Source organism: Klebsiella sp. K-Nf6 (assembly GCF_002806655.1).
Lineage (GTDB): Bacteria > Pseudomonadota > Gammaproteobacteria > Enterobacterales > Enterobacteriaceae > Klebsiella > Klebsiella variicola.
This window is the reverse complement of the sequence record NZ_PIBN01000006.1, coordinates 73,460-95,867: the sequence shown is the minus strand read 5'-3', so window position 1 is coordinate 95,867 and position 22,408 is coordinate 73,460. Positions and strand designations below refer to the sequence as shown.

The 22,408-nt window shown below is 56.6% G+C and carries 21 protein-coding genes; 9 read left to right on the top strand and 12 right to left on the bottom strand.

Annotated elements, in window-relative coordinates; genetic code table 11:
- Nucleotides 1-7: 7 nt before the first annotated feature.
- From CWM61_RS12190 to CWM61_RS29205, 4 genes are all read right to left on the bottom strand, one after another.
- The gene (locus CWM61_RS12190) at nucleotides 8-1,351 is read right to left on the bottom strand and encodes a carbohydrate porin (RefSeq protein WP_074387651.1); all 1,344 of its coding nucleotides are present in this window, start codon (nucleotides 1,349-1,351) and stop codon (nucleotides 8-10) included.
- Between the two features lie 121 nt (nucleotides 1,352-1,472).
- A complete protein-coding gene (locus tag CWM61_RS12185) occupies nucleotides 1,473-2,906 on the bottom strand; it encodes a glycoside hydrolase family 32 protein (RefSeq protein ID WP_100631383.1) in 1,434 nt (477 codons plus the stop codon).
- A 19-nt stretch (nucleotides 2,907-2,925) separates the two neighbouring features.
- Nucleotides 2,926-4,167 carry an MFS transporter gene (locus tag CWM61_RS12180; protein WP_074387650.1) on the bottom strand — a complete coding sequence of 414 codons (1,242 nt, stop codon included), beginning with the start codon at nucleotides 4,165-4,167 and terminating at the stop codon, nucleotides 2,926-2,928.
- Nucleotides 4,168-4,179: 12 nt separating this feature from the next.
- Nucleotides 4,180-4,314: a hypothetical protein gene (locus tag CWM61_RS29205; RefSeq protein WP_165784157.1), complete on the bottom strand. Its 135-nt coding sequence runs from the start codon at nucleotides 4,312-4,314 to the stop codon at nucleotides 4,180-4,182.
- A 94-nt stretch (nucleotides 4,315-4,408) separates the two neighbouring features.
- Here CWM61_RS29205 and CWM61_RS12175 point away from each other — a divergent pair, with 94 nt between their 5' ends.
- On the top strand, nucleotides 4,409-5,404 hold the full coding sequence (locus CWM61_RS12175; RefSeq protein WP_100631295.1) for a LacI family DNA-binding transcriptional regulator: 996 nt from the start codon (nucleotides 4,409-4,411) through the stop codon (nucleotides 5,402-5,404).
- Here CWM61_RS12175 and araE read toward each other — a convergent pair.
- Together araE and kduD are read right to left on the bottom strand one after the other, a co-directional pair.
- Nucleotides 5,401-6,822 (bottom strand): arabinose-proton symporter AraE, encoded by a 1,422-nt coding sequence (gene araE, locus CWM61_RS12170; protein WP_061153401.1) that lies wholly within the window; start codon nucleotides 6,820-6,822, stop codon nucleotides 5,401-5,403. The two genes, CWM61_RS12175 and araE, sit on opposite strands and share 4 nt — an antisense overlap.
- A 298-nt stretch (nucleotides 6,823-7,120) precedes the next feature.
- Nucleotides 7,121-7,882, bottom strand: coding sequence for a 2-dehydro-3-deoxy-D-gluconate 5-dehydrogenase KduD (gene kduD, locus CWM61_RS12165; RefSeq protein WP_057213035.1), 762 nt, complete (start codon nucleotides 7,880-7,882; stop codon nucleotides 7,121-7,123).
- Between the two features lie 210 nt (nucleotides 7,883-8,092).
- On the opposite strand from kduD, the gene CWM61_RS29200 reads away from it, so the two are divergent.
- Nucleotides 8,093-8,245, top strand: coding sequence for a hypothetical protein (locus CWM61_RS29200; RefSeq protein ID WP_165784155.1), 153 nt, complete (start codon nucleotides 8,093-8,095; stop codon nucleotides 8,243-8,245).
- A gap of 123 nt (nucleotides 8,246-8,368) precedes the next feature.
- On the top strand, nucleotides 8,369-9,544 hold the full coding sequence (locus CWM61_RS12160; protein WP_012967272.1) for an oligogalacturonate lyase family protein: 1,176 nt from the start codon (nucleotides 8,369-8,371) through the stop codon (nucleotides 9,542-9,544).
- 134 nt (nucleotides 9,545-9,678) lie between these two features.
- Here the strand turns inward: CWM61_RS12160 and ompK26 are convergent, their stop codons facing one another.
- The 3 genes from ompK26 to CWM61_RS12145 form a co-directional block, all read right to left on the bottom strand.
- The gene (gene ompK26, locus CWM61_RS12155; protein WP_012967271.1) at nucleotides 9,679-10,374 is read right to left on the bottom strand and encodes a KdgM family porin OmpK26; all 696 of its coding nucleotides are present in this window, start codon (nucleotides 10,372-10,374) and stop codon (nucleotides 9,679-9,681) included.
- Between the two features lie 258 nt (nucleotides 10,375-10,632).
- Nucleotides 10,633-11,811 carry an acetyl-CoA C-acetyltransferase gene (locus tag CWM61_RS12150; RefSeq protein ID WP_074387646.1) on the bottom strand — a complete coding sequence of 393 codons (1,179 nt, stop codon included), beginning with the start codon at nucleotides 11,809-11,811 and terminating at the stop codon, nucleotides 10,633-10,635.
- A 118-nt stretch (nucleotides 11,812-11,929) separates the two neighbouring features.
- Nucleotides 11,930-12,799, bottom strand: a complete 870-nt coding sequence (locus CWM61_RS12145) for a LysR family transcriptional regulator (protein WP_100631294.1) — start codon at nucleotides 12,797-12,799, stop codon at nucleotides 11,930-11,932.
- Nucleotides 12,800-12,901: 102 nt separating this feature from the next.
- Here CWM61_RS12145 and CWM61_RS12140 point away from each other — a divergent pair, with 102 nt between their 5' ends.
- The 6 genes from CWM61_RS12140 (at nucleotide 12,902) to mkrJ (ending at nucleotide 18,251) form a co-directional block, all read left to right on the top strand.
- A complete protein-coding gene (locus CWM61_RS12140) occupies nucleotides 12,902-13,363 on the top strand; it encodes a multidrug/biocide efflux PACE transporter (RefSeq protein ID WP_061153397.1) in 462 nt (153 codons plus the stop codon).
- Nucleotides 13,364-13,487: 124 nt separating this feature from the next.
- On the top strand, nucleotides 13,488-14,717 hold the full coding sequence (locus CWM61_RS12135) for an amino acid permease (RefSeq protein ID WP_061153396.1): 1,230 nt from the start codon (nucleotides 13,488-13,490) through the stop codon (nucleotides 14,715-14,717).
- Between the two features lie 119 nt (nucleotides 14,718-14,836).
- Nucleotides 14,837-15,715 (top strand): aldo/keto reductase family oxidoreductase, encoded by an 879-nt coding sequence (locus tag CWM61_RS12130; RefSeq protein ID WP_100631293.1) that lies wholly within the window; start codon nucleotides 14,837-14,839, stop codon nucleotides 15,713-15,715.
- Nucleotides 15,716-16,096: 381 nt separating this feature from the next.
- The gene (gene mrkH, locus CWM61_RS12125; protein ID WP_061153394.1) at nucleotides 16,097-16,801 is read left to right on the top strand and encodes a transcriptional activator MrkH; all 705 of its coding nucleotides are present in this window, start codon (nucleotides 16,097-16,099) and stop codon (nucleotides 16,799-16,801) included.
- A 17-nt stretch (nucleotides 16,802-16,818) separates the two neighbouring features.
- Entirely contained in the window at nucleotides 16,819-17,391 is a 573-nt protein-coding gene (locus CWM61_RS12120; protein WP_100631292.1) for a LuxR C-terminal-related transcriptional regulator, read from the top strand.
- Nucleotides 17,392-17,534: 143 nt separating this feature from the next.
- A complete protein-coding gene (gene mkrJ, locus CWM61_RS12115; protein WP_074387641.1) occupies nucleotides 17,535-18,251 on the top strand; it encodes a phosphodiesterase MrkJ in 717 nt (238 codons plus the stop codon).
- Nucleotides 18,252-18,285: 34 nt separating this feature from the next.
- On the opposite strand, the gene mrkF is transcribed toward mkrJ, so the two are convergent.
- From mrkF to mrkC, 3 genes are read right to left on the bottom strand one after another with little or no spacing between them, the layout of a single operon-like run.
- Nucleotides 18,286-18,921 carry a type 3 fimbria minor subunit MrkF gene (mrkF, locus tag CWM61_RS12110; protein WP_049008697.1) on the bottom strand — a complete coding sequence of 212 codons (636 nt, stop codon included), beginning with the start codon at nucleotides 18,919-18,921 and terminating at the stop codon, nucleotides 18,286-18,288.
- 13 nt (nucleotides 18,922-18,934) lie between these two features.
- Nucleotides 18,935-19,930 carry a type 3 fimbria adhesin subunit MrkD gene (mrkD, locus tag CWM61_RS12105; RefSeq protein ID WP_012967267.1) on the bottom strand — a complete coding sequence of 332 codons (996 nt, stop codon included), beginning with the start codon at nucleotides 19,928-19,930 and terminating at the stop codon, nucleotides 18,935-18,937.
- Nucleotides 19,921-22,407: a type 3 fimbria usher protein MrkC gene (gene mrkC / locus CWM61_RS12100; protein WP_074387640.1), complete on the bottom strand. Its 2,487-nt coding sequence runs from the start codon at nucleotides 22,405-22,407 to the stop codon at nucleotides 19,921-19,923. Before mrkC ends, mrkD begins: the two co-directional genes overlap by 10 nt.
- Nucleotide 22,408: the final 1 nt, after the last annotated feature.

The following is a 22,408-nucleotide window of genomic DNA, read 5'->3' as shown; positions in this document are numbered from 1 at the left end:
TATCCTGTCAGAAAAAATATTTAAAACGCACCCGAGCGCCGTAGCGTTCATCGGGATTCCCGCTCTTCGCTGCCGTGGAATCGAGCCACGAAGCATAGGCGCCAAGGTAAATATTGAAGTTCGGCATCGCCATAATATTCGGCAACTGCCAGGAGGTGTGCAGGGTATGGATGTCATAGCGCCCCGGCGCGAGAATTGCGCAGTCGCCATCACATTCGCTGGTCACCCCGGCCATATTGAACTGGTCGATTTTATTGTGCGCATAGATATAGCCCAGCTCCACGCGATGCCACAGGGCGTTAATTCCGGCGCTGAAGTCGGTTTCGTCCGCCGCGTCCAGCAGGGCGGTACTCAGGTTGACCACCGCCCCATCCTGCGGATCGCTTTTCAGGGTGTTCCAGCTCATGGTCAGCCCGTAGCCGGTGCGGTTTGACTGGTCGACCCAGCGTCCGCTCTGGTTCTGATAGCCGTAAGCATTGTTGACGAGATTGCTCTCTATCGCCGCGGCCGCCGACCAGGCGCCGGACTGCCACACCGCCACCGGCCGCACGTACACCACATTTTTGCGGTTTTCCAGCGCGTTACCGTGATAGTTCTGATCGACAAACAGCGAACTGCCGTCCTCCACCAGGGTATTAACCTCGAAATACCAGTTATCCACCGTTTTGCTGAACAGAAGGTTGCCGCCGCTGCTGCTGCGCCCGCGCCCCTCTTTCATCATGTAAATATAGCCATAGCCGTCGGAATAGAGATCGTTAGCGGTATTGCCTGAATATTGAATAAAGGTGTCCTGATTCAGCGGGAACATATCCCAGGCTTCAAAGCGACCTATTTTAATTTTCCAGTCATCCTGCTGGCCAAAGAAAAATACCGCATCATCAAGATTCATTTTTCCGTTAATATCCGCCAGGGGCTGTACGCTGAATCCGGCATATTGCCCATCAGCGCCATTACGCCTGCCGTCAATCCCCAGCAGAATACGACCATTAATATCCCAGCGTTCTTTATCGCCCGGCGCCCAGCTTTTATTCGCGCTGGTTTTGACCGACGTCAGACTGCCGGTGCGGCTGGCGCCATCGAGGTTAAATTCGACGTCGCCATAAAATTTTAATTCACCATTGTCGTTTAGCTGCAGGCGCGGCGTAGCCGGCGCCGTGCGGGCGACCGCCGTGGCCTGCTGCTGGCCTTTTAGCGTCTTAATTTCCGCCTCTGCGCTGGCGGCGCGCGCCTCCGTTGCCTTTAGCCGCTGCTCCATTTGCGCCAGTCGCTCCTCCAGCGATAATGGCGCCTGCGCCATAACGGATGGCAGATACAGAGACGTGAGAAAACACCCGACCCAGATTTTATTCATCGGTAAACCCTTTTATTATGGAATGAACTGAATTTGTTATTAATGGGTAACGCACGACGATGCAGGCAATAATAACCCGCCCATCGTCAAAGACGGGTTATTAACGACAACAGCCTTATTATTATTCGAGCTGCCAGGCGCCGGCTTCAGTTAATGCAGCTGAGCCGCTCCAGGCAAATAACGCTAATTCACGGCAAGGGACCTGCGGATAGATACGGCTGCTCAGGCAGGCTTCGCCATCATTGACGAAAACCTCAACCGAAGAGCTATCGAAAAATATCCGCAGGTTGAGATCCGCCCCGGCGGTCAACGGCACGCTGCGCGTCCCGCACAGGCCAAACTGCGGATAATGCCGCTCCAGCACCAGACGCTGCTGTTGGGCATCCACGTAGATACGCAGGCCATCGCCAAAGCGCAGACCATACTGCTCAGCGCTGCTGCGGGCGCAGTCCCAGTGCAGGTGCACCTCCATCGCCTCGCAGTTGTCGACCATCGTCGTCTGCTGGTTGTTCAGGGTACTGACCGGCCACGGGAACCAGGCGCCGCGCAGGCTCTCTACTTCTTTCGCCGGGCGCATCTGCAGGCGGTTATCCGCGCTCAGGCTCAGCTCGCGCGGCAGGGAGAGCATGCCCGCCCAGCCGTCCTGCTGCTCCGGCAGCGGCGATTCCCACATATCCAGCCAGCCAATCACGATCCGCCGGCCATCGGGGGTGGCGAAGCTTTGCGGGGCATAGAAATCGTGGCCGTGGTCCATCTCCCTGAATTCGCCGTGGCGAATAAAACGCTGCCCCGGCTGCCACTCGCCGATCAGATAGCCGCTCTGGAACAGATTGCGGTTGCGGAATCCTTCGGCCTGCATCCCCTGTGGAGAAAACATCAGAACACGCTTGCCGTTGAGGGTGAAGAAGTCCGGGCACTCCCACATGTAGCCCATGGTGCTTTCCGCTTCATCCAGCACGCCCGCATCCTGCCACTGGCGCAGATCGGTTGAGCGGTACAGCCGCACCTGGCCGGTATCGCCTTCACGCGCACCGACGATCATGTACCAGCTATCCCCTTCCCGCCAGACCTTCGGGTCGCGGAAGTGGTGCATGCCTGGAGGGGTGTCGACCACCATCCCCTGGCGCTCAAAGTGGATCCCGTCGCGGCTGGTGGCCAGACACTGCACCTGATACAGATTGGCTTCGTCGCCAGGATCGCCATGGAACTTATGCCCGGTGTAAATCAGCGCCAGGGTATCGCCATCGACCACCGCCGAACCGGAGAAGCAGCCGTCTTTATCTTCCGGCCCTTCCGGCGCCAGCGCCACCGGCAGGTGCTCCCAGTGCACCAGATCCTTACTGCGCGCGTGCCCCCAGTGCATCGGCCCCCACTGGGTGGAATACGGGTGATGCTGATAAAAGGCATGGTACCAGCCGTCGAACCACACCAGACCGTTAGGGTCGTTGATCCACCCGGCGCGGGCCGCCAGGTGATAGTGTGGATACCAGCGCAGATTAAGCGCCTGGCGTTGTTTCTGCAGTACCTGTTCAGCCCGGGAGATTGTGTAAGTCATCATTTTCACTCTTTTTGATTCAGATAGCGGTAGGTTGCGACACCAGCGGATCGGCCGAGGATTTACCGGAGCGCAACAAGAAGATGGAGATAAAGGTGGTGCAGAACACCAGCAGGCCCATGATCAGATAGGACTGGGCGAAGCCATATTTTTCATAGCTGTAGCCCGCCAGCGGCGACAAGATGCTGGCAATGATCGAGCTGGTGCAGGCGAAACCCACCAGATAGAGGGTGGAGGAGAGGCGTTTATCGAAGTTGATGCTGTTGTACTTAAAGATAGCCACCAGCAGTATCGGCAGCTCCACCGCGTGCAGCAGTTTGGTAATGGAGATCAGCAGCGGCCCCTCCACCAGGCCGGAAGCCACCATGCGCATCGCCATCACCATGCCGGCAAAAATCAGGCCGTTCTTGGCACCGATGCGGTTCACCAGCCACGGCGCGCAGAACATGCCGGCCGCCTCGAGGAACACCTGGAAGGAGTTGAGATAACCATACATCTCATTGCCTTCCTGCAGGGTCGCGAACTGCGATGAGAAATAGACCGGGAACTGCTGGTCATAGACGCCGTAGATGCAGGTGCCGATGACGAAAAAGACCAGCGCCCAGAACCGCGGCAGCGTCAGCAGACGCAGCGCATCTTCCAGCGTCACCTTGCCGCCCGATACCGCTTCCTGCATCGCATGCGGCGCCGAGGAGACCCGCAGCCGCGCCAGCAGGATAAAGAACACCAGCCCGGAGCAACTGGCGACGAGGAAGTTAAGCTGCGGATTGATGTTAAACAGCAGGCCGGCGAAGAAGGTGGCCACCGCCCAGCCAAGCGAGCCCCACATCCGTGCCCTGCCGAATTCAAACTGGCTCTGACGCGCCACGCGCTCGGTATAGGATTCCAGCACGCCAATACCGCCGTTAAAAGTCAGGCCGATGTAGATCCCGCCGAAGATGCTGCCTAACAGGACGTTAATCTTCAGCAGGTGGCCGAACAGCAGATACGCCGGACCGGAGAGGATCAGCAGCGCGGTGATATACCAGAGCAGATGTTTGCGCAGCCCCAGCTTATCCTGGATGAAACCATAGCAAACTTGCGCAAACAGCGCGGAAACCGACAGTACGGCGTAGATGAAGCCGGTATCGCCAGCCTTCAGCCCAACCTCCTGGTGAAGCCAGATGGAGAGCAAGGAGCCGGATGACGACCAGGTCACGAAAAAGAAAAACAGTAAGGCACTGAGCAACGGGTAGCTATGTGAGTGATGCGCTTTCATCATGACATTCTCGTGTTAGAGGAATGCGATTATGGTAACGTTAACAAAAAACAAAACGCAGGGGGATTTGCTGCGATACATGATGTTAATCACAAAAGTTAACGTTAACATAATGGAGATGCGATCGCGATCAAATATTAACCGCAACAGCGCTCACGACGGCGATAGCAGAAAATCGTTTCACTCTTTTACATCAGCGACTTAGTTGTATAGCCTGTACTCTGCAGCCACGGCGGAGGAAAAAATGGCGTCTCTGAAAGATGTAGCAAAACTGGCGAATGTATCTCTGATGACCGTCTCGCGGGCGCTGAACACCCCGGAGCGGCTCAAGCCGGAGACCCTGGCCCGCGTGCAGGCCGCCATCGCCGAGACCAACTACGTCCCCGACCTGTCGGCGAAGAAGATCCGCGGGGCGCGCGCCACCCCCAGCACCATCGGCGTGCTGGCGCTGGATACCGTCACCACACCCTTTTCGGTGGAGATCACCCTCTCGATCGAAGAGACCGCCCGCGCCCATGGCTGGAACAGCTTTGTGGTCAACATGTTTTCGGACGATAGCCCGGAAGCGGTGGTCGACCTGCTCCTCTCCCACCGTCCGGACGGCATCATCTTCACCACCATGGGCCTGCGCCAGGTGCCGCTGCCGGACAAACTGCTGACCCTGCCCTGCGTGCTGGCCAACTGCGAAAGCCTCAGCCAGCCGGTGGCCAGCTATATCCCGGACGATGAACAGGGCCAGTACGACGCGGTAAAAGCCCTGCTTGCCGCTGGCTATCGTCGTCCGCTGTGCCTGCACTTACCCGCCAGCCAGCTGGCGACGATCCGCCGCCGCCAGGGGCTGGAGCGCGCCTGCCGGGAGGCGGGTATCGAACCGGACCATCTGATCCATTCGTATATGGGCCAGGGCGATGAGCATTACCACGATATCCCGACGGTGGTGCTGGCGCATATCCGCGAGGGTAAACCTGGCTTTGACTCGGTGATCTGCGGCAACGATCGCATCGCGTTTATGGTCTATCAGACGCTGCTGGGTCAGGGGTTACGCATTCCACAGGACGTGGCGGTGGTGGGATACGACAATATGGTGGGCATTGGCGATCTATTTCTGCCGCCGCTCTCCACGGTGCAGCTGCCGCACTACGACATCGGGCGCCTGAGCGCCCTGCATATCATTCATGGCGACAACCATCGGGAGACGCGCAAAGTCGCCAGCCCGTGGTTGCCGCGCGCCTCACATTAACGGTTACCGATGTTGCGCAGCTTCTCGCCCGCCATCAGGTTGCGCTCAATGTGCTCGAGGGTGACATTCTTGGTTTCCGGGATCAGCCAGAAGGTGACGCCGATAAAGGCCACGTTGAGCACCGTGTAGAGCCAGAAGGTGCCGGCGGCGCCAATCGCGTCAAGCAGCGTCAGGAAGGTGGCGCCGATGATCATGTTCGACACCCAGTTGGTGGTGGTCGAGCAGGTGATACCGAAATCGCGGCATTTCAGCGGCTGGATCTCGGAGCAGAGGATCCACACCACCGGCGCCGCGCTCATCGCATACCCGGCAATACACATCATGGTCATGCCGACGGAAAGCCAGGAGAGGCCGCTGGAGGCTGTGCCATTGTCGAACTGCATCAGGCAGTAGCCCAGCACCAGGGTGCCCAGCGCCATCACGCTAAAGCCGATTTTCAGCGCCGGCTTACGACCCGCTTTATCCACCGTGAACACCGCAATAAAGGTGGCAAACATAAAGGTCAGGCCCACCACCAGGGTGGCGATCATCTGCTGTTCGGTAGTGGTAAAGCCCGCCATTTTAAAGATACGCGGCGCGTAGTACATGATGATGTTCATGCCGGTAAACTGCTGCATCGCCTGTAGCAGCATGCCAAGGAACACCGCCCGGCGCACGTTACGATTGATCTTAAACAATGCCCAGCCGCCCTGCTTCAGCTTCAGGCTCTCGCGGATCTCGTTAAGTTCATCGCGCGCCTTTTCCGAGGTATCGCGCAGCATCCGCAGCACCTCTTCCGCTTCGATATGACGCCCCTTCTCCGCCAGCCAGCGCGGGCTGTTCGGCAAAAAGACCACCAGAATAATCAGGATCACCGCCGGCAGCGCCAGCACGCCTAACATGGCGCGCCAGTTACCGCTGTAGCTAAAGGCGGTATCGGAAAGAAACGCCAGCACAATGCCGAGGGTCACCATCAGCTGATACATACTGATCATTTTCCCGCGCACGTTCTCACTGGCCATCTCGGAGAGATACAACGGCGCGGTATAAGAAGCGATCCCGACGGCCACCCCCAATACCACGCGGGCCATCAGCAGCACCTCCACGCTGGCGGCAAAAGCGGAGCCGATAGAGCCGGCAACAAAGAGCACAGCCCCCGCCATCAGGCTGTATTTACGGCCAAGGCGGAACGACAGCCAGCCATTAAACAGCGCACCGATCGCCGCCCCCAACATCATACTGCTGACCACCCACTCCTGAAGCTGGCTGGATAAGGTGAAGTGGTCGGTAATAAAGGGTAGCGCCCCGGATATCACGCCGATATCCAGGCCAAAGAGCAACCCCGCCACCGCCGCAGCGATAGAAACAAACCAGTTCATCCGCCGGGTGTCACGTTGCGTCCGCGGCGTTAATGCAGAGTCGTTACTGATTGAAGTCATTTTTATTCCTGCCACACAGAGAAAGACATAGGACGAAAGTACGTGACTGGCGGAGGAGTTTGTCAGGCTGGATAAGCCAAAAATATGGACTATTTTGCTGGCAGGAGAGGTTTTGTGATGGACATTAAACTTTCGAAGTAACAAAAAATGCCTTTGTCATAGTGAATAACCCTGTTCATACAGGGCAGTAACATTAATCAGGCGATATGGAATATGGACGATTATCACTTCTTGATATGGACAATAATTGCTCACTCGGCCGGTGCGATACTCACCGCCCCGGCCGTCGCGGAGGGGTTTAGCGCGCCAGCCAGCCGCCGTCCACCGCCACCGTGTAGCCATTGATGTAATCGGAAGCTGGGGAGGCAAGGAATACCACCGGCCCCATCAGATCGGCCGGCAGGCCCCAGCGCCCGGCGGGAATGCGGTCGAGAATTTCGCTGCTACGCTGCTCGTCGGCGCGCAGCTGCTGGGTGTTATTGGTCGCCATATACCCCGGGGCGATGGCGTTGACGTTGATATTGTGTTTGGCCCATTCGTTCGCCAGCAGGCGGGTCACGCCCATCACCGCGCTTTTGGACGCCGTATACGAGGGCACGCGGATCCCGCCCTGGAAAGACAGCATGGAGGCGATGTTAATGATTTTCCCGCCGTTGCCCTGGGCGATAAAGTGCTTCGCCGCCGCCTGGGACATAAAAAATACGCTCTTGATGTTCAGGTTCATGACGTCGTCCCAGTCCTTTTCGCTGAACGCCAGCGCGTCCTCACGGCGGATCAGCCCGGCGTTATTGACGAGAATATCAATATGGCCGAACTCGGCCACCGCACGCTCCAGCAGCTGGGGGATACCGTCGATCTGGCGCAGGTCGGCGGTCAGGCTGAGAAAGCGGCGTCCCAGCGCCGTCACCCGCTCGATGGTTTCCACTGGCTCGACGATATTGATACCAACAATATCGCAACCCGCTTCCGCCAGCCCGAGGGCCATTCCCTGACCTAAACCGGTATCGCATCCGCTCACGACGGCCACTTTTCCCTGCAGGGAGAATGCATCAAGAATCATAATGTGTTCCTTAATCGTTCAGAGCCTGCTGCATGCAGGCAAGGTTCTCTCGGCCCGGCCAACGCCGATGGCGGAGCTGAGCGTGGGGCGAACTCTCGGGCATAGCCCACCATAATGAAAATAAAACAGAGTTCCGTTTTGCTGATGGGAGCCATCTTAGCCCCGCCCCTTGTCATTTTCAATGATAATTAAAACGATGTTTCATTTTTTATGATGTCGATTGCAAAAAAAGAAAAAGCGAAGGCACCTGGCGGCATGCGCCGGGCCGGAAGCGATTTTAAAAGGATGATGATTCAATCGGTTGTCTGGAAAGACGGCAGAAGACAGGCCAACAGGTCGCTGAAAATGCGGGAATTACGCTGAACTGCGTGAGGCATCACAAATAATGAAACGATGTTTTGATAAATTAACACTCATCTTTTAAAACACATCACTCAGCGACACGCCTCTGGTCCAGCGGCATCGCAGGAAAGAAAGGAGCACTACATGGCTAAAGGCATGCGGGTCAAACTGAATTATCAGGTCAGCCACGATCCGGATACCGGAGCGGAAGTTACCCGCTTAACCCCTCCGGAGGTCACCTGTCATCGCAACTACTTCTATCAGAAGTGTTTTTTTAACGATGGCAGCCATTTACTGTTCGCCGGCGAGTTTGACGGCCACTGGAACTACTATCTGCTGAATATCGCCAGCGCCGAGGCCATCCAGCTGACGGAAGGCGCCGGGGATAACACCTTCGGCGGCTTCCTCTCCCCGGACGATAAGTCGCTTTACTATGTGAAAAATGACCGCACCCTGCTGGAGGTGAACCTGACCACCCTCGCCGAGCGCGAAGTTTATCGCGTCAGTGATGACTGGGTCGGCTACGGCACCTGGGTGGCAAACAGCGATTGCAGCAAACTGGTGGGCATTGAGATTGCGAAAAGCGACTGGACGCCGCTCAACGACTGGCAGATTTTCCATGACTTCTTCCACAAAGGACCGCACTGCCGCCTGCTGCGCGTCGACCTGCACAGCGGAGAGAGCCAGGTGATCCATGAGGAAAAAATCTGGCTGGGACACCCGATCTATCGTCCCTTCGACGACCACACCGTCGCCTTCTGCCATGAAGGGCCGCACGATCTGGTGGATGCCCGCATGTGGCTGGTCAATGAAGATGGCAGCCACGTCCGCAAAGTGAAAACGCATGCCCCGGGCGAAAGCTGCACCCATGAATTCTGGGTACCGGACGGTTCGGCGCTGATCTACGTCTCCTATCTGAAAGGTCAGCAGGGGCGGACTATCTATCGCTTTGATCCCGAAAGCGGCGTCAACGAGGCCCTGATGACGATGCCGGCCTGCTCGCATCTGATGAGCAATTTCGACGGCACGCTGCTGGTGGGCGATGGCTCAGGGACCCCGGTGGATGTCAAAGATACCGGCGGCTACTCCATTGATAACGATCCTTATCTGTATGTCTTTAACGTGGCGCAAAAACGCTACTTCCGCGTCGCGCGTCATGATACCTCGTGGGCGACGGTGGCCAACAGCCGTCAGGTGACTCACCCACACCCCTCGTTTACCCCGGACGACAGCGCCATTCTGTTCAGCTCCGATAAAGACGGTAAACCGGCCATCTATATCGCGAAATTACCCGAGCATCCGCCAATGCTGAGCGCCTGATCCACGCCACACTTCTTTCTGTCACTGGCCTTGCCCTCCTTCGCGGAGGGCTTTTTTTGGTCCTTCTCTTTCACCCATAAAAAACCCCGGCTGACGGCGCCGGGGAAAACAAACGATGAGGGCTGAATGGTCTGTCAGAACGAGTAGGCCACCCCAACGCGGAAGCGGGTCTGACGATCGCTGCGGTCGTTCACCCCGACGTTGCCAATTTCACCATACGGTGACCAGTTGTTATCCAGCTTATAAGCCACCTTCACGTTATATTCCTGCGAGTAGGGTTTGTTGTCGTTGCGGCTGACCCCTTCGGAACTGCGGGCATAGACATAGTTCAGCTCTGTACGCCAGTCGCCGAGCGCAAACCCGGCCCACGCGTCGCCGCGGTTAACTTTGTCATCATCTTTGCCGGCGTTGTTCGGATAGCGGGTGTATTCATAGCGATAGCGAGCGGCGACATAGAAGCCGTTGTCGAAGCTGTATTGCACGTGGAGGTGCGGCTTGTAGATGGAGCGGCTGTCGTTGCTCTCAATGGTAAACCCGGGGGTGAGGAAAAAGTTCGACGTTGCTTTCCAGCGCCAGCTGATGGTGTCTTCATGACCATTACCCACCACGTCTGAATAGGGCTGCGAACCGTTGTCGCCACCCGAACGCCATTTGGCCTCGACGGTAAAGCCTAGCCCGTTGGCAAAACGGTGGGAAACGGAGACGCGGTCGGCATTACTTTTATCGCTCTTGCCGCCATCAATAAATTCATGACGTAAATCTATCGTTACCGCAGTCGCCGCAAAAGACATACCACAGAGGGCGGCCAGAACCAGAGATCGTTTTAACATAGGGTACCCCTTATAATAAATAAAATGTCATTTCGTTTTTATGAAACGTTATTTTATTTTTTAAGCAACTTAGTTTTAGTGACCAGGATCGTAGTTATTTGTTTCAAAAAATGTGGCACAACAAGACGTGACGGAGCTCAATAAATTCGTTGGGGGGAAAGTGAAATACAGGAGAAAAAAGCAGGGTTCGGCAAAGCGCGGCGCATAAAAAAGCCTCCCGCAGGAGGCCATGGTCAGTGAGGTGTTACTGTCGGCGCGTCAGGCGCGCTCTACCGCCAGCGCCACGCCCTGACCGCCGCCGATGCACAGCGTCGCCAGCCCTTTACGGGCATCACGCTTGATCATTTCATGCACCAGCGACACCAGAATCCGGCAGCCGGAGGCGCCGATGGGGTGGCCGAGGGCGATAGCGCCGCCGTTGACGTTGACCCGCCGTTCATCCCACTCCAGTACCCGGCCAACCGAGATCGCCTGAGCGGCAAAGGCCTCATTGGCTTCGATCAGATCGACGTCGTCCAGCCGCCAGCCGGCCCGCTCCAGACAGCGACGGGTGGCGTGCACCGGGGCAATGCCCATCAGCGCCGGATCGACCCCGACGCTGGCGAAGGCGCGGATCCGCGCGAGGATCGGCAGCCCCAGTTCAAGGGCTTTGGCTTCACTCATCATCATGACCGCCGCCGCGCCGTCGTTGATGCTGGAGGCGTTGCCGGCGGTCACCGACCCGAGGCGGTCGAAGGTAGGCTGCAGGCTGGCCAGCCCTTCCGCGCTGGCATCCACCCGCGGTTGTTCATCGGTATCCACAGTGCGCGCGGCGCCGTTATGCTCGGTGATAACCGGGACAATCTCGTCGCGAAAGCGGCCGGAATCAATCGCCTTGCGTGCCTTGTGCTGCGAGCTGAGCGCCCAGGCGTCCTGCAGTTCGCGGCTGATGCCGTATTCCCGGGCGAGGTTTTCCGCCGTGACGCCCATATGATAATCGTTGAAGGCATCCCACAGGCCGTCATGCACCAGGCTGTCAATCAGCTGACTATTGCCCAACTGGGCGCCGGTGCGGCTGTCGGTGAGTACATGCGGGGCGCGGCTCATATTCTCCTGGCCGCCGGCGATCACCACATCCGCTTCCCCACACTGGATCGCCTGGGTGGCGAGGTGCAAAGCCTTCAGGCCGGAACCGCAGACGTCGTTGATGGTAATGGCCGATACGGTGTTAGGCAGCCCGCCGCGAATTGCGGACTGCCGCGCGGGGTTTTGCCCGGTACCGGCGGTCAGCACCTGGCCGAGGATCACCTCATCCACACTCTGCGGATCGATCCCTGTCTTCTCAACCAGCGCTTTCAACACCACGCTCCCCAGCTCGACGGCTGAATGGCGCGATAAGGCGCCCTGAAAGCAGCCAATCGGCGTTCGCAGCGCCCCGACGATCACGACATCCTTCATCCTCTACCCCTGCCCGTGCTTTTGCGCAAAGAAACAGCGATATACTAGATAATTGTTATCAAAAAACTTTGTAATTGTTTAAAAAAAGTGAAGCCAATCACAAAGAAACCGCTTTTTATTAACGTTCACGCCGCTGCAGATGCTCACGCAGCCAGCTGCCAGCCGCCCCCGGCGGCGTTTTCTTATTCCACAGCAGATCGACCGAAATCGCCCGCGGCCAGCCGGGAATATCAAGCGCCACCAGCCCGCCCTGTGGGGCAAACTCCGCCACCAGCGCACAGGGCAGAATGCACCAGCCGAATCCCTGCACTGCCATGCTGAGCAGCAGCAGGTAGTTTGGCGCCGACCAGACCTGACCTGCGGCAGGTTCGATGGTGCTGGCCAGAAAGGTGCTCAACCGCAGCTCACGCCAGCTGCGCAGCTCATCCCAGACGACCTTGCCCTGCGTCGCCAGCGGATGGTCAGGCGCCACGTAAATGCCCATCGCCGTCTGCAGCGGCAGGCGGGTGCTGCCGATGTCGGTCGGGTAGCGATCTCTGGCCTCAATCAGCCCCACCTGGGCGCGGGCTTTTTGCAGGAGATCGATCACATCCTCGTCTTCGCCAATCAAACACTCAAACTCGGTGTGGGGGAAGCGGCGGTCAAACTGCACCAGCAGATCTTCCAGCACGTCCGGGTGCAGGGTGTCCGAGAGCACGAAGGTCAGCCGCGGTTCCGTCTCACCGGAGAGCGACACCGCCAGCTCATCCAACCGCTCGCTGGCGGCGAGGATCGCTTTGACATAGCTCAGCACCTGCTCCCCCTGCGGCGTCAGCGTCGGCTGCCGCGTTGCCCTGTCAAAGAGGGTCACGCCGAGATCGGCCTCCAGGTTGGCGATAGCGGTACTGATCGTCGACTGGCTTTTACGCAGGCGACGGGCGGCGGCGGAAAACGATCCGCTGTCGACCGCCTCCACAAAGGCGGTTAACGCTTCCGGGGAATAACGCATAATCTATCTACTTTATCGATGGGTTCTATCTTTTGTTTATCATATTTTTCCATAAAATGCCGGGTAATTTCCTGTTCAGGCTATAACTGGAGGTCGCTCGCCATGCAACAGATCCCTCATCAGCGCAAGACGCTCACGGAACGCGTTATCCACGCCATCACCTTCGAAGGACTGGCGACGCTGATCCTCGCCCCTACCGCCGCCTGGCTGATGCAGCGCTCGGTCGTCGAGATGGGCGGGCTGAGCATTCTGCTCGCCACCCTGGCGATGGTATGGAATATCATCTATAACGCGGCGTTCGATCGCCTGTGGCCGGTCTCCCGCTTTCCCCGCCAGCTAAAAGTACGTGCGCTGCACGCGCTGGGCTTTGAGACCGGCTTCGTCATCATTGGCGTCACCATGGTGGCCATCGTGCTGGGCGTATCGCTGCTGCAGGCGTTTATGCTGGAGATCGGCTTCATGCTCTTCTTCCTGCCCTACACCATGGCGTTTAACTGGGTATGGGACACCCTACGCGAGCGCGTTATCCGCCGCCGCCGCCCACGCCAGCCGGCGCGCGGGTAGCGCCCCGGGCGGATCCTCCACGATCCGCCGCGACTTTATCACCAAAAACTATCGCAACAGACGAACCATAAATATGGTAAATTGCACTCCTTTTTTTTGGTTTACCGGTTGATAAAGTCGCATAATGTCTAAAATTTGGTCTAAAGAAGAAACTCTATGGAGTTTTGCCTTATATGGCACTGCAGTAGGCGCTGGGACGCTATTTCTACCGATCCAGCTGGGTTCGGCTGGCGCCATTGTCCTTTTCATCACCGCGCTGGTCGCCTGGCCGCTCACCTACTGGCCTCACAAAGCGCTGAGCCAGTTTATTCTCTCGGCCAATATCGCGCCGGGAACCGGGATCACCGGCGCAGTCAATCACTACTATGGTAAGAAAATTGGCAACCTGATCACCGGCCTCTATTTCCTCGCCTTCTTCGTCGTGGTGCTCATCTATGCCGTGGCCATCACCAACTCGCTGGCCGAGCAGGTGGCACACCGTACGCCGGTGACCCCCGCGCTGCGCGCGCTGCTAAGCCTGGGCGTCGTGCTGGTCCTCAACCTGATCTTTCTCATGGGACGGCAGGTCACCATCAGGGTAATGGGCTTTCTGGTCTTCCCGCTTATCGCCTGCTTCCTGTTTCTCTCCCTCTATTTAATCCGCGACTGGCATCCCGAGCACCTCACCAGCCAGATGCAGTTCAGCACCCACACGCTCCACCAGATCTGGATCTCCATTCCCGTGATGGTTTTCGCTTTTAGCCATACGCCGATCATTTCTACTTTTGCTATCGACCAGCAGGAGAAACATGGCGACCTGGCCATGGGTAAATGCAAAAAAATCATGAAAGTGGCCTACACAATCATCTGCGCCAGCGTGCTGTTTTTCGTCTTCAGCTGTCTGCTGGCGATCCCGGCGACCTATATTGAAAGCGCCCGCGATCAGGGGGTGACCATCCTCTCCGCCCTGTCGATGGTGCCAGGCGCGCCCGGCTGGCTGGCGGTGACCGGCATCATCGTCGCCGTGGTTGCCATGTCGAAATCCTTCCTTGGCACCTACTTCGGGGTGATTGAAGGCGCCAGCGAAATCGTCAAGAGTTCGCTGGCGCTGGTCGGCGTGCGCAAGAGCCGCGCCTTCAATCGGGCGATGTCGATCCTGCTGGTCTCCGCCTTCACCTTTGCGGTGTGCTTTATCAACCCGAATGCCATTTCGATGATCTACGCCATCAGCGGGCCGCTTATCGCCATGATCCTGTTTATCATGCCCACGCTGTCCACCTGGCTTATTCCGGCGCTTAAACCGTACCGCTCGGTGGGTAACGCCATTACGCTGGTGGTCGGCCTGCTCTGCGTTTCAGTGATGTTCTTCGGCTAATCGCCTCTGGCGGCAGCGGCTTTCCTGAGCCGCTGCCGCACATTCTGACAACATTCTCGCCCTTCCCTTTCCCCTGAGCGGATTACACTTACGGCTTAGCCACCGTAAGGAGTGTTCGTATGTCCAGTGTCACCTTATCCGGTCGCGGCACGCTCGGCGATCGCCAGGTTTATCGGTTGGGTTATGGCGCGATGCAGCTGGCCGGCCCCGGCGTCTTCGGCCCGCCGAAAGATCCCGAGGAGGCGGTGCGCGTCCTGCAGGCTGCCGTCGAGGCCGGGGTAAACCATATCGATACCTCTGATTTTTACGGTCCGCATGTGACCAATCAACTGATCCGCAAAGCGCTCCATCCCTATCCTGACGACCTGTGTATTGTCACCAAGGTTAGCGCCCGCCGCGACGAGAAGGGCAACTGGCTGCCGGCCATGTCGCCTGCCGAGCTGACCCAGGCCGTCGAGGATAATTTGCGTAACCTGGGGCTCGACGTGCTGGAGGTGGTGAACCTGCGCAGTATGTTCAGCCCCCACGGCCCGGTAGAAGGCTCGCTGGAGGCGCCGCTCACTACCCTGCTGGAGCTCAAAGCGCGGGGATTGATCCGCCATATCGGCCTCAGCAACGTGACGGCAAAACAGGTCGCGGATGCGCAGAAAATGACGCCCATCGTCTGCGTGCAAAACCTCTATAACATTGCCCATCGCGCCGACGACGCGCTGGTCGATGCGCTGGCCGCGCAGCACATCGCGTGGGTGCCCTTCTTCCCGCTGGGCGGTTTTACGCCGCTGCAGGCGCAGGAGCTGAACGAGGTCGCTGCCTCGCTTGAGGCGACGCCGATGCAGGTCGCCCTGGCCTGGCTGCTTCAGCGTTCACCGAATATTCTGCTGATCCCCGGCACGTCATCCCGCACGCATCTGGCGGAAAATATTGCCGCCGCGCAGCTGGTCCTGCCGGCAGACGCCCTGCGCATCCTCGATAATATCGCCACCCGCGCACGCCCCTGACCCGTGGGGAGAAAGGGGGGAACGACATCTATCCTTAATATTTGCCTGGAAAAACCTCAACACTGCTGGCACTATAGATCTTACAAATGGGGTGTGATCGACGATCGTTTTCTCATTATCCCCGTTAATCAAACTTATGTTTTTATCCTTCGACCGGTCTCCAGCATGGAGGCCGTTGTCGTTTTTGTCATGACCAAAATTTGAAACTCTTGATTACAGGAAACACAATATCGAATTCCAAGTTTATACATATCAATCTGGCTGCAAAGATAGTCAATAACATCAAACGCTCATAAAAACATCTGATTAACCCAATCAGAATGTTGCTATTGCTATAAGAAAAATCAAACGCCTCACGACAACTATTTACAAGGGAAGCACATGACAGAGGGAACGATAAAGACCAGTAAGTATGAAATTATTGCTATTTTCAGAGAGGAGTTGCGCAAACGTACTGAAATTGAAATATTTTTTAACAACACGAGTATCGTAACCCAACTGACACGTGTGGATTTTGCCGAGTTCCATATTCAGACCCATCGCAAAATCCCGCCGGGGCATAAAATTCGCTTTCTCCTGCATAGCGATTCAGGGAAAATTGAGTTTAATGCCCCCCTGACAAAACATGACAATAGCGGTGTGGATAAAGGTATCCGCTACGCCTTTTCTTTGCCTGAATGTCTGCAGGTCGTACAGCGCCGCCGCGATCCCCGCTTTCGTTTACGCCACGAACATGACTTTTATTGCCGCGGTCGCCATAAAAATGGCGAAAACTATCTTTTCGACATCAAAGACATTTCAGATGGCGGTTGCGCATTGATCACCAGGACGCCGAATCTGAAATTTCTCAACCATAACGCCTTGCTGAAAAATGCTGTGCTGATGCTTGCGGAATATGGTGAGATCACCATCGACCTGGTGGTAAAGAATGTCATTGTTATCACCCTTGATGACGCCAATGAAGAGAGTGAAAGCTACTACCAGATATCCTGTCAGTTTAAGTTCCGCCATCTCGACGACCAGCGCAGAATAGAGAAGATACTGCTGGACCTGATCTTAGAAGCCAAGCGCAAAAAGAGAATCTGATACCCTTGGACAGTATATTGCTGTACTCCAATGATAATCTCATTGGTCACTCAATCTATCACTACCTTATTGATAGCCATGAAAATACCACGCGTCTGGGTTATGGCGATGTTATCCATGGGAAACATCTACCTCTGGCCCAGACGGTTATTTTCAATTTAATTAATAAGGATATTTCTGCCATCAGAATCGTCGACCTGCTGAACGCGCTCCGCCTTTCCCTGCAGCGCTGCCAGCAGCCGGTGCTGGTAGTAAAAAGCGACATTGCCGGGCTGTGCAGAGAGTTGATAACTGTTGATAATGCTATGATTATTAGCGAAAAATGTCCGTTATCTTTTTTTTCTTCTATCGTCAAGCGCGCAGAGGGCGCCAGCGAGCTGCCACCACGAAGGTTGCGCAAACAGCTGTCGCCGCGGGAGTGCCAGATCCTCGAACTGCTGATTGCCAACAATAATAACAAGCGTATTGCCGCCCTGCTCGGCATTGCCCATAAAACGGTTCACAGCCATCGTATCCATATCATGCAAAAGCTGGGCATTGATAATTCCCGCGCCATGAACCAGCGTATTGCCGCACTCCATCAATGTTAAATTATGCTCCAGTAAATCAATAGCGGATAAAGCGTACTTATTCGCTGTTGATTTACATTTCCTGCCATTCCCATTAATCATCAGGTAGCCTATAATTAGTGTATCCTCTGCCTATTGTCTGACTAACCTCGTGATGAGGGATAATGAACACTAAAATAACCGAAGACAACATTTTATCTCGTAATGATATCGCTGTACGCTACGTCTTTCAGAAAATGTTTTCCCCACAAGGTACCTTAGTCGCGGTCGAATGCCTGAGCCGCTTCGATAATCTTCCCGTCTCTCCTGAATACTTTTTTCGTCATGCTACCGCGGCGGTTCGTGAGCGTATTTTTCTCGAGCAACTGGCATTGATTGAAAAACATAAAGAATGGTTTTTACGCAACAACATTTCCGCCACGATTAACGTCGATGACCATATCCTGAATCTGCTGCGCCAGAAGGAAATAAAAGATAAAATTACCGCACTCACCTGCGTCCATTTTGAAGTGACCGAAAACGCCGAGAATCTTCTCAATAATTCCCTGGCCGCCTGGCAAAGCCCGCAAGATACCTCGCTGTGGCTCGACGACTTCGGCTCAGGCTATGCGGGGATTAACGCCATCAGAGGTTATCATTTTGACTATGTCAAAATTGATAAAGATTTTTTCTGGCATCTGATGCGCAAAGAGTCCGGCCGCCAGTTGATGGATGCACTGGTGACCTTTTTATCCCGCAATCATCACAATGTGATAATTGAAGGTGTGGAAAGCGAAGCCCATAAAAAATGGCTGCAGGGAATGGAGTGGTTTGCCATTCAGGGGCATTACTGGCAGGAAGTCAGTATTGAACAACTGGTCGCTGACGATATTCGCAGATAAAAAAGCCGGGGATTTCCCGGCTTTTTAACATTGCTTAATTATAAACTAATTCCCACGTTGCCCAGCTGGTAATCGGTCCGCTAGTGGCGCTTTTTGGCGTTGGGGAAACGTAGCCTACGTAATAGGTAAACAAGCCACCGCTGACCGCGCTTTCCTGCAAATGCACCTGATTTTGCTGCGGGTCCGTCGGGACAATTTTATTACTTTTATCCAGCGTATTATTATCATTGGTCGACAGTGCCAGATAAATATTCTGCGCCCCATCTGGCAAGGTATTGGCCAGATAGCCCGCATTCTCATTCCCAACCGCCGTCAGTAAAAACCCGTCGATCCAGCGAACGCTGACCCGTCGCACTTCGTCCTGCGAGGCGGCCCCGCCATCATGGCGCAACTGGCAGTTTGACAGCGCCAGGGTAAAAGATTGCGGCTTCATAAACGCCCCGGCCCCGCGATCGTGTACTTCCGCCAGACTGACCGGCGCCAGCCAGACGTTGCCATTGCCGGCATGCTGACCGCCATTCAGCGCGACGCTACAGGAGATATCCGTCACCCGCCCGGCAAATTCGACCCGTCCGCGGTCATAATTAGTCTCGAAACCCCACGCCGAGGGGGCGGCGAGGCTGCCGCAGAATAGCAGCCACGCGATAGTGTGTTTCGGCAATCCCTTCATTCCCCCTCCCGTATTAATCGTACGTCAGGTTAAAGATCATATGCGACTCCACCTCGCCGGTGCTGGTCGTCGGCCCATACTGATAAAAGCGCGCGTGCAGCGGTATGGTGATGTAGCGAGTCTCCTGATTGTTCAAGCGACCAACGGTGTATTTCTTATTAAACTGCAGCGGCGATCCATCCTTCAGCACCTGAATACCGACGCCTTTCGCCATGCCGCTGCCGGCCTTTTCATTGAGCAACGCGCCCATGGTCGCCGTCGTGCTGGTAGCCAGCGTTCCGGAGAACGAGGTGCTGATATTGGCATACCCGGTTTCACTCAGGCCGCCGCTGCACTGCAGGTCGATATTAAAATCTTTCCCGCCCGCGGTAGTCCCCACCCCTTTCAGGTCACTGCGTCTGATGGAACCGACATCGACATTCATATTCTTCCCGCTCATCACCGTACAGGAGGGCGAGACCACGGTGATGGCGTTGGCGCTCAGATACGTTTCGAGGATCGGGTTGCCGCCGCTCTCCCAGTCATAGGAGGTGTATTTCCCTGTTGCCAGGGTGCCGCTGCCGGTGGTCGCTGCGGTTTTAATAATCTCCAGCGTAAAGCGCGACCCCTCCAGCGAATAGTTGGTGGTACCTGATACCCGCGACGAAAAGACGTCGGGATAGACGATATTGACCGTCGCGCCGCCGCGGCTGAAACGCATGCCGATACCCGGCACGTTGGTGGAATAGATTTTATTCCCGAGGTCAGTGGCCCCTGGCGCAACAATCTTCGCCGCGAAGCGGTTGGTGCCGGAGGTACAGCGATAGCTCGCGCCGCCGGGGGCGCTCATCGTCCAGTCGCGGGTGAGGATCACCGACCCCACCGGCAGATCCGGAGGCACCACCACCCTGCCCACCACCATGTCCAGCATTACCGTTGGCGAAGAAAGGCGCGTACAGACGGCCCAGGACGAGGTGGTTCCCAGCGCCATTAAGACGATAAAAAGCGTTAGTAATTTCCTCAGCGACATACGCTATCCTTTGTTGTTTGCGGTCCCAGATCCACCGAACACTGCCCGCCGCTCCACTTCACAATCGCGCGTTTGGCATTCGCATCGCTGATAAACATCATGCTGCCCTGGCCGACAACGCCGATCTCCTTACCATCAGGAGAGAAAATACTCGCCGCAAACGGCAGCGGCTCATGGTTCGCCTGGCGCACCTGCAGCGTGAGGTTGTTCTGCACCGTGGTGCCGAACGCCACCTTAACCACGCTGCCTTCCCACGGCACAACCTGCGCCACGGTGCGATCGAAGGCGACATCGTCAAGGCTACCTTTCGGGTCGATCTCGACGGCGTTAATCCGGTACGGGCGCAGATACGGCAGGATGGCGTAACCATTGCTGTCCACACGGGTGCCCGGCGACCCCGGGAGCATGGCGCCGGCAGCGTCTTTGGCTTCAATCAGCGCCATCGTCGAGCCGCTTTCCGGCGAGAGCACCACGCCGCCGCTGTGGGCGATCATCGTCCCGCTGGCGCCCAGGCCGCTCTGGCGATAGCCTTCGCCCTGGCTGTAGCTGCCGTTGAGCGTGGTCCATGGCGTACGGTAGCTGCCGTTGAGCGCCACATCGTGCTGGCCACCGGTGGCCGTGGTGGTCGACACGCCGTAGTTAAGGTTGTTTTCACTGTCCAGCGAACCGTTGATACCAATCTGCGAGCTGGCAAAGCGCGAGTTGTTGAACGAGGTGTTCGACGTCAGGTTGGCGGTGCGGTTATCGCCAAACCACAGCGGGTAGCTGAAGTTAAGTGAAATACGATCGTCGCGGCGATGACCGGAGCTGTCTGGCGTGTAAACGCGCTGCGCGCTCGCCGACCAGGAGAGACGACCAAATGAGTTGTTGTAGCTGACCTGATACTGCTTCTCGGTCCCGGAGCGGTTCCAGTAGTCGGAGACGCGACCGCTCAGATAAAACCCGCCCCAGCCGTCCGGCAGGTTCTGGTTCACGGTGAAGGTCATGCCGTTTTTCTGCCGCCACAGGGTGTAGTTGCTGCGGCTGTTTTTTTCCTGATCGACGGCATACAGCGCGTCGTTGAGGTTGTAATAGCCTTTTGTCGAATAGCGGTACGCCGCCAGCACGATGCTGGTCTGGGTATCGGTAAACATGCGGTTAAAGGTGGCGCGATAGCTCTGCCCCGAATCATCATGGGTATCACTCTTCAGCCGCGAATGGGTCACGTCAAAGGAGAGCGCGCCGATGCCGGTGTTCATCCCGGTCCCCACCAGGAAGGCCTGATAGTCGTCGAAACCGGTAACCCCGGTGTAGCCGGTCAGCAGGTTGTTGATACCGTGCTGCCAGGTGGCCTGATAGAGCATCGGCTTGTTACGCAGAGAACTGTCATCCACTTTACCGGCGGAAAGGGCGTAGCGGGTCATTCCCGGGCGCAACAGCTGGGCGACGGAAGCGTAAGGCACGCTAAACACTTCCACCGAACCATCCGCCTCTTTCACCGAGACCTCAAGGTCACTGCCATAGCCGGAAGGATAGACATCCTGCAGGGTAAACGGCCCGGGCGGAACGGTGGTCTGATAGATAATGTTGCTGCCCTGGCGCACGGTGACGAGGGCGTTGCTCTGCGCCACGCCGCGAATTTCCGGGGCATACGAGCGCATGCCGTCCGGGAACATATTGTCATCAGTAGAAAGGTTGACCCCACGCAGACCGATGGTGTCGAAAAATTCACCATTGGTAAAAATCTGCCCGCCGCTGACGATGGAGTTGAGCTGCGGGATGGGACGCTGGAGATAGGTCTGGTTGCTGTTCCAGTGCGCTTTGCCCTGCTGCTGCTGCCAGTTCAGGTTACCGATGTGCTTCAGCAGCCAGCCGTCCCACGACAGACCGGCGTTGACGCCAAGATAGGCGCTGCTGTTATCCGAACCGCCGACCGAAGAGGTGTGACTGTTCCAGGCGTTGGCCATCCAGCCAAGATTGAGCGCAGTAATGCCTTTGTCCCAGAACTCCGGGCTGACATAGTTTTTCAGACGTTGATCTTCATAGATCTGCGGCACCGAAATGTTCAACCGCAGGGAGGACTGGACCAGGTTGTCTTTGACGTTTTCTTCGTTACGCCAGGATTTGAGGCTACCGCAATAGCCTTCCTTTTCGCTGAGCTGTGGGTTCAGCTTTTCCGCAGCGATACCGTACTGCGTCAGCATCGCTTTGGTGTAGCAAACGCCAAGGTTACCGTCTTTGTCGCGCGCGATGCGCAGATCGTAGCGCCCTTTCCACTCGTCGTTGGTGTAGACATCAAGGGAATAAGTGCCTTCGGTGATCGCGCTGGTCGAGAAGCGTGACAGGTCGACCTTTTCGCGACTGCCGACAATAAAGCCGTCGTTAAATTGATATACCGTTCCCGGGTTTTCCTGTCCGCTGGAAAATGGCGGAAAGCAGCACAGCGCGAGGGCGATCGCGGTGCTTAATCTTCCCGGGCAGAATGACCTCTGCTTCATT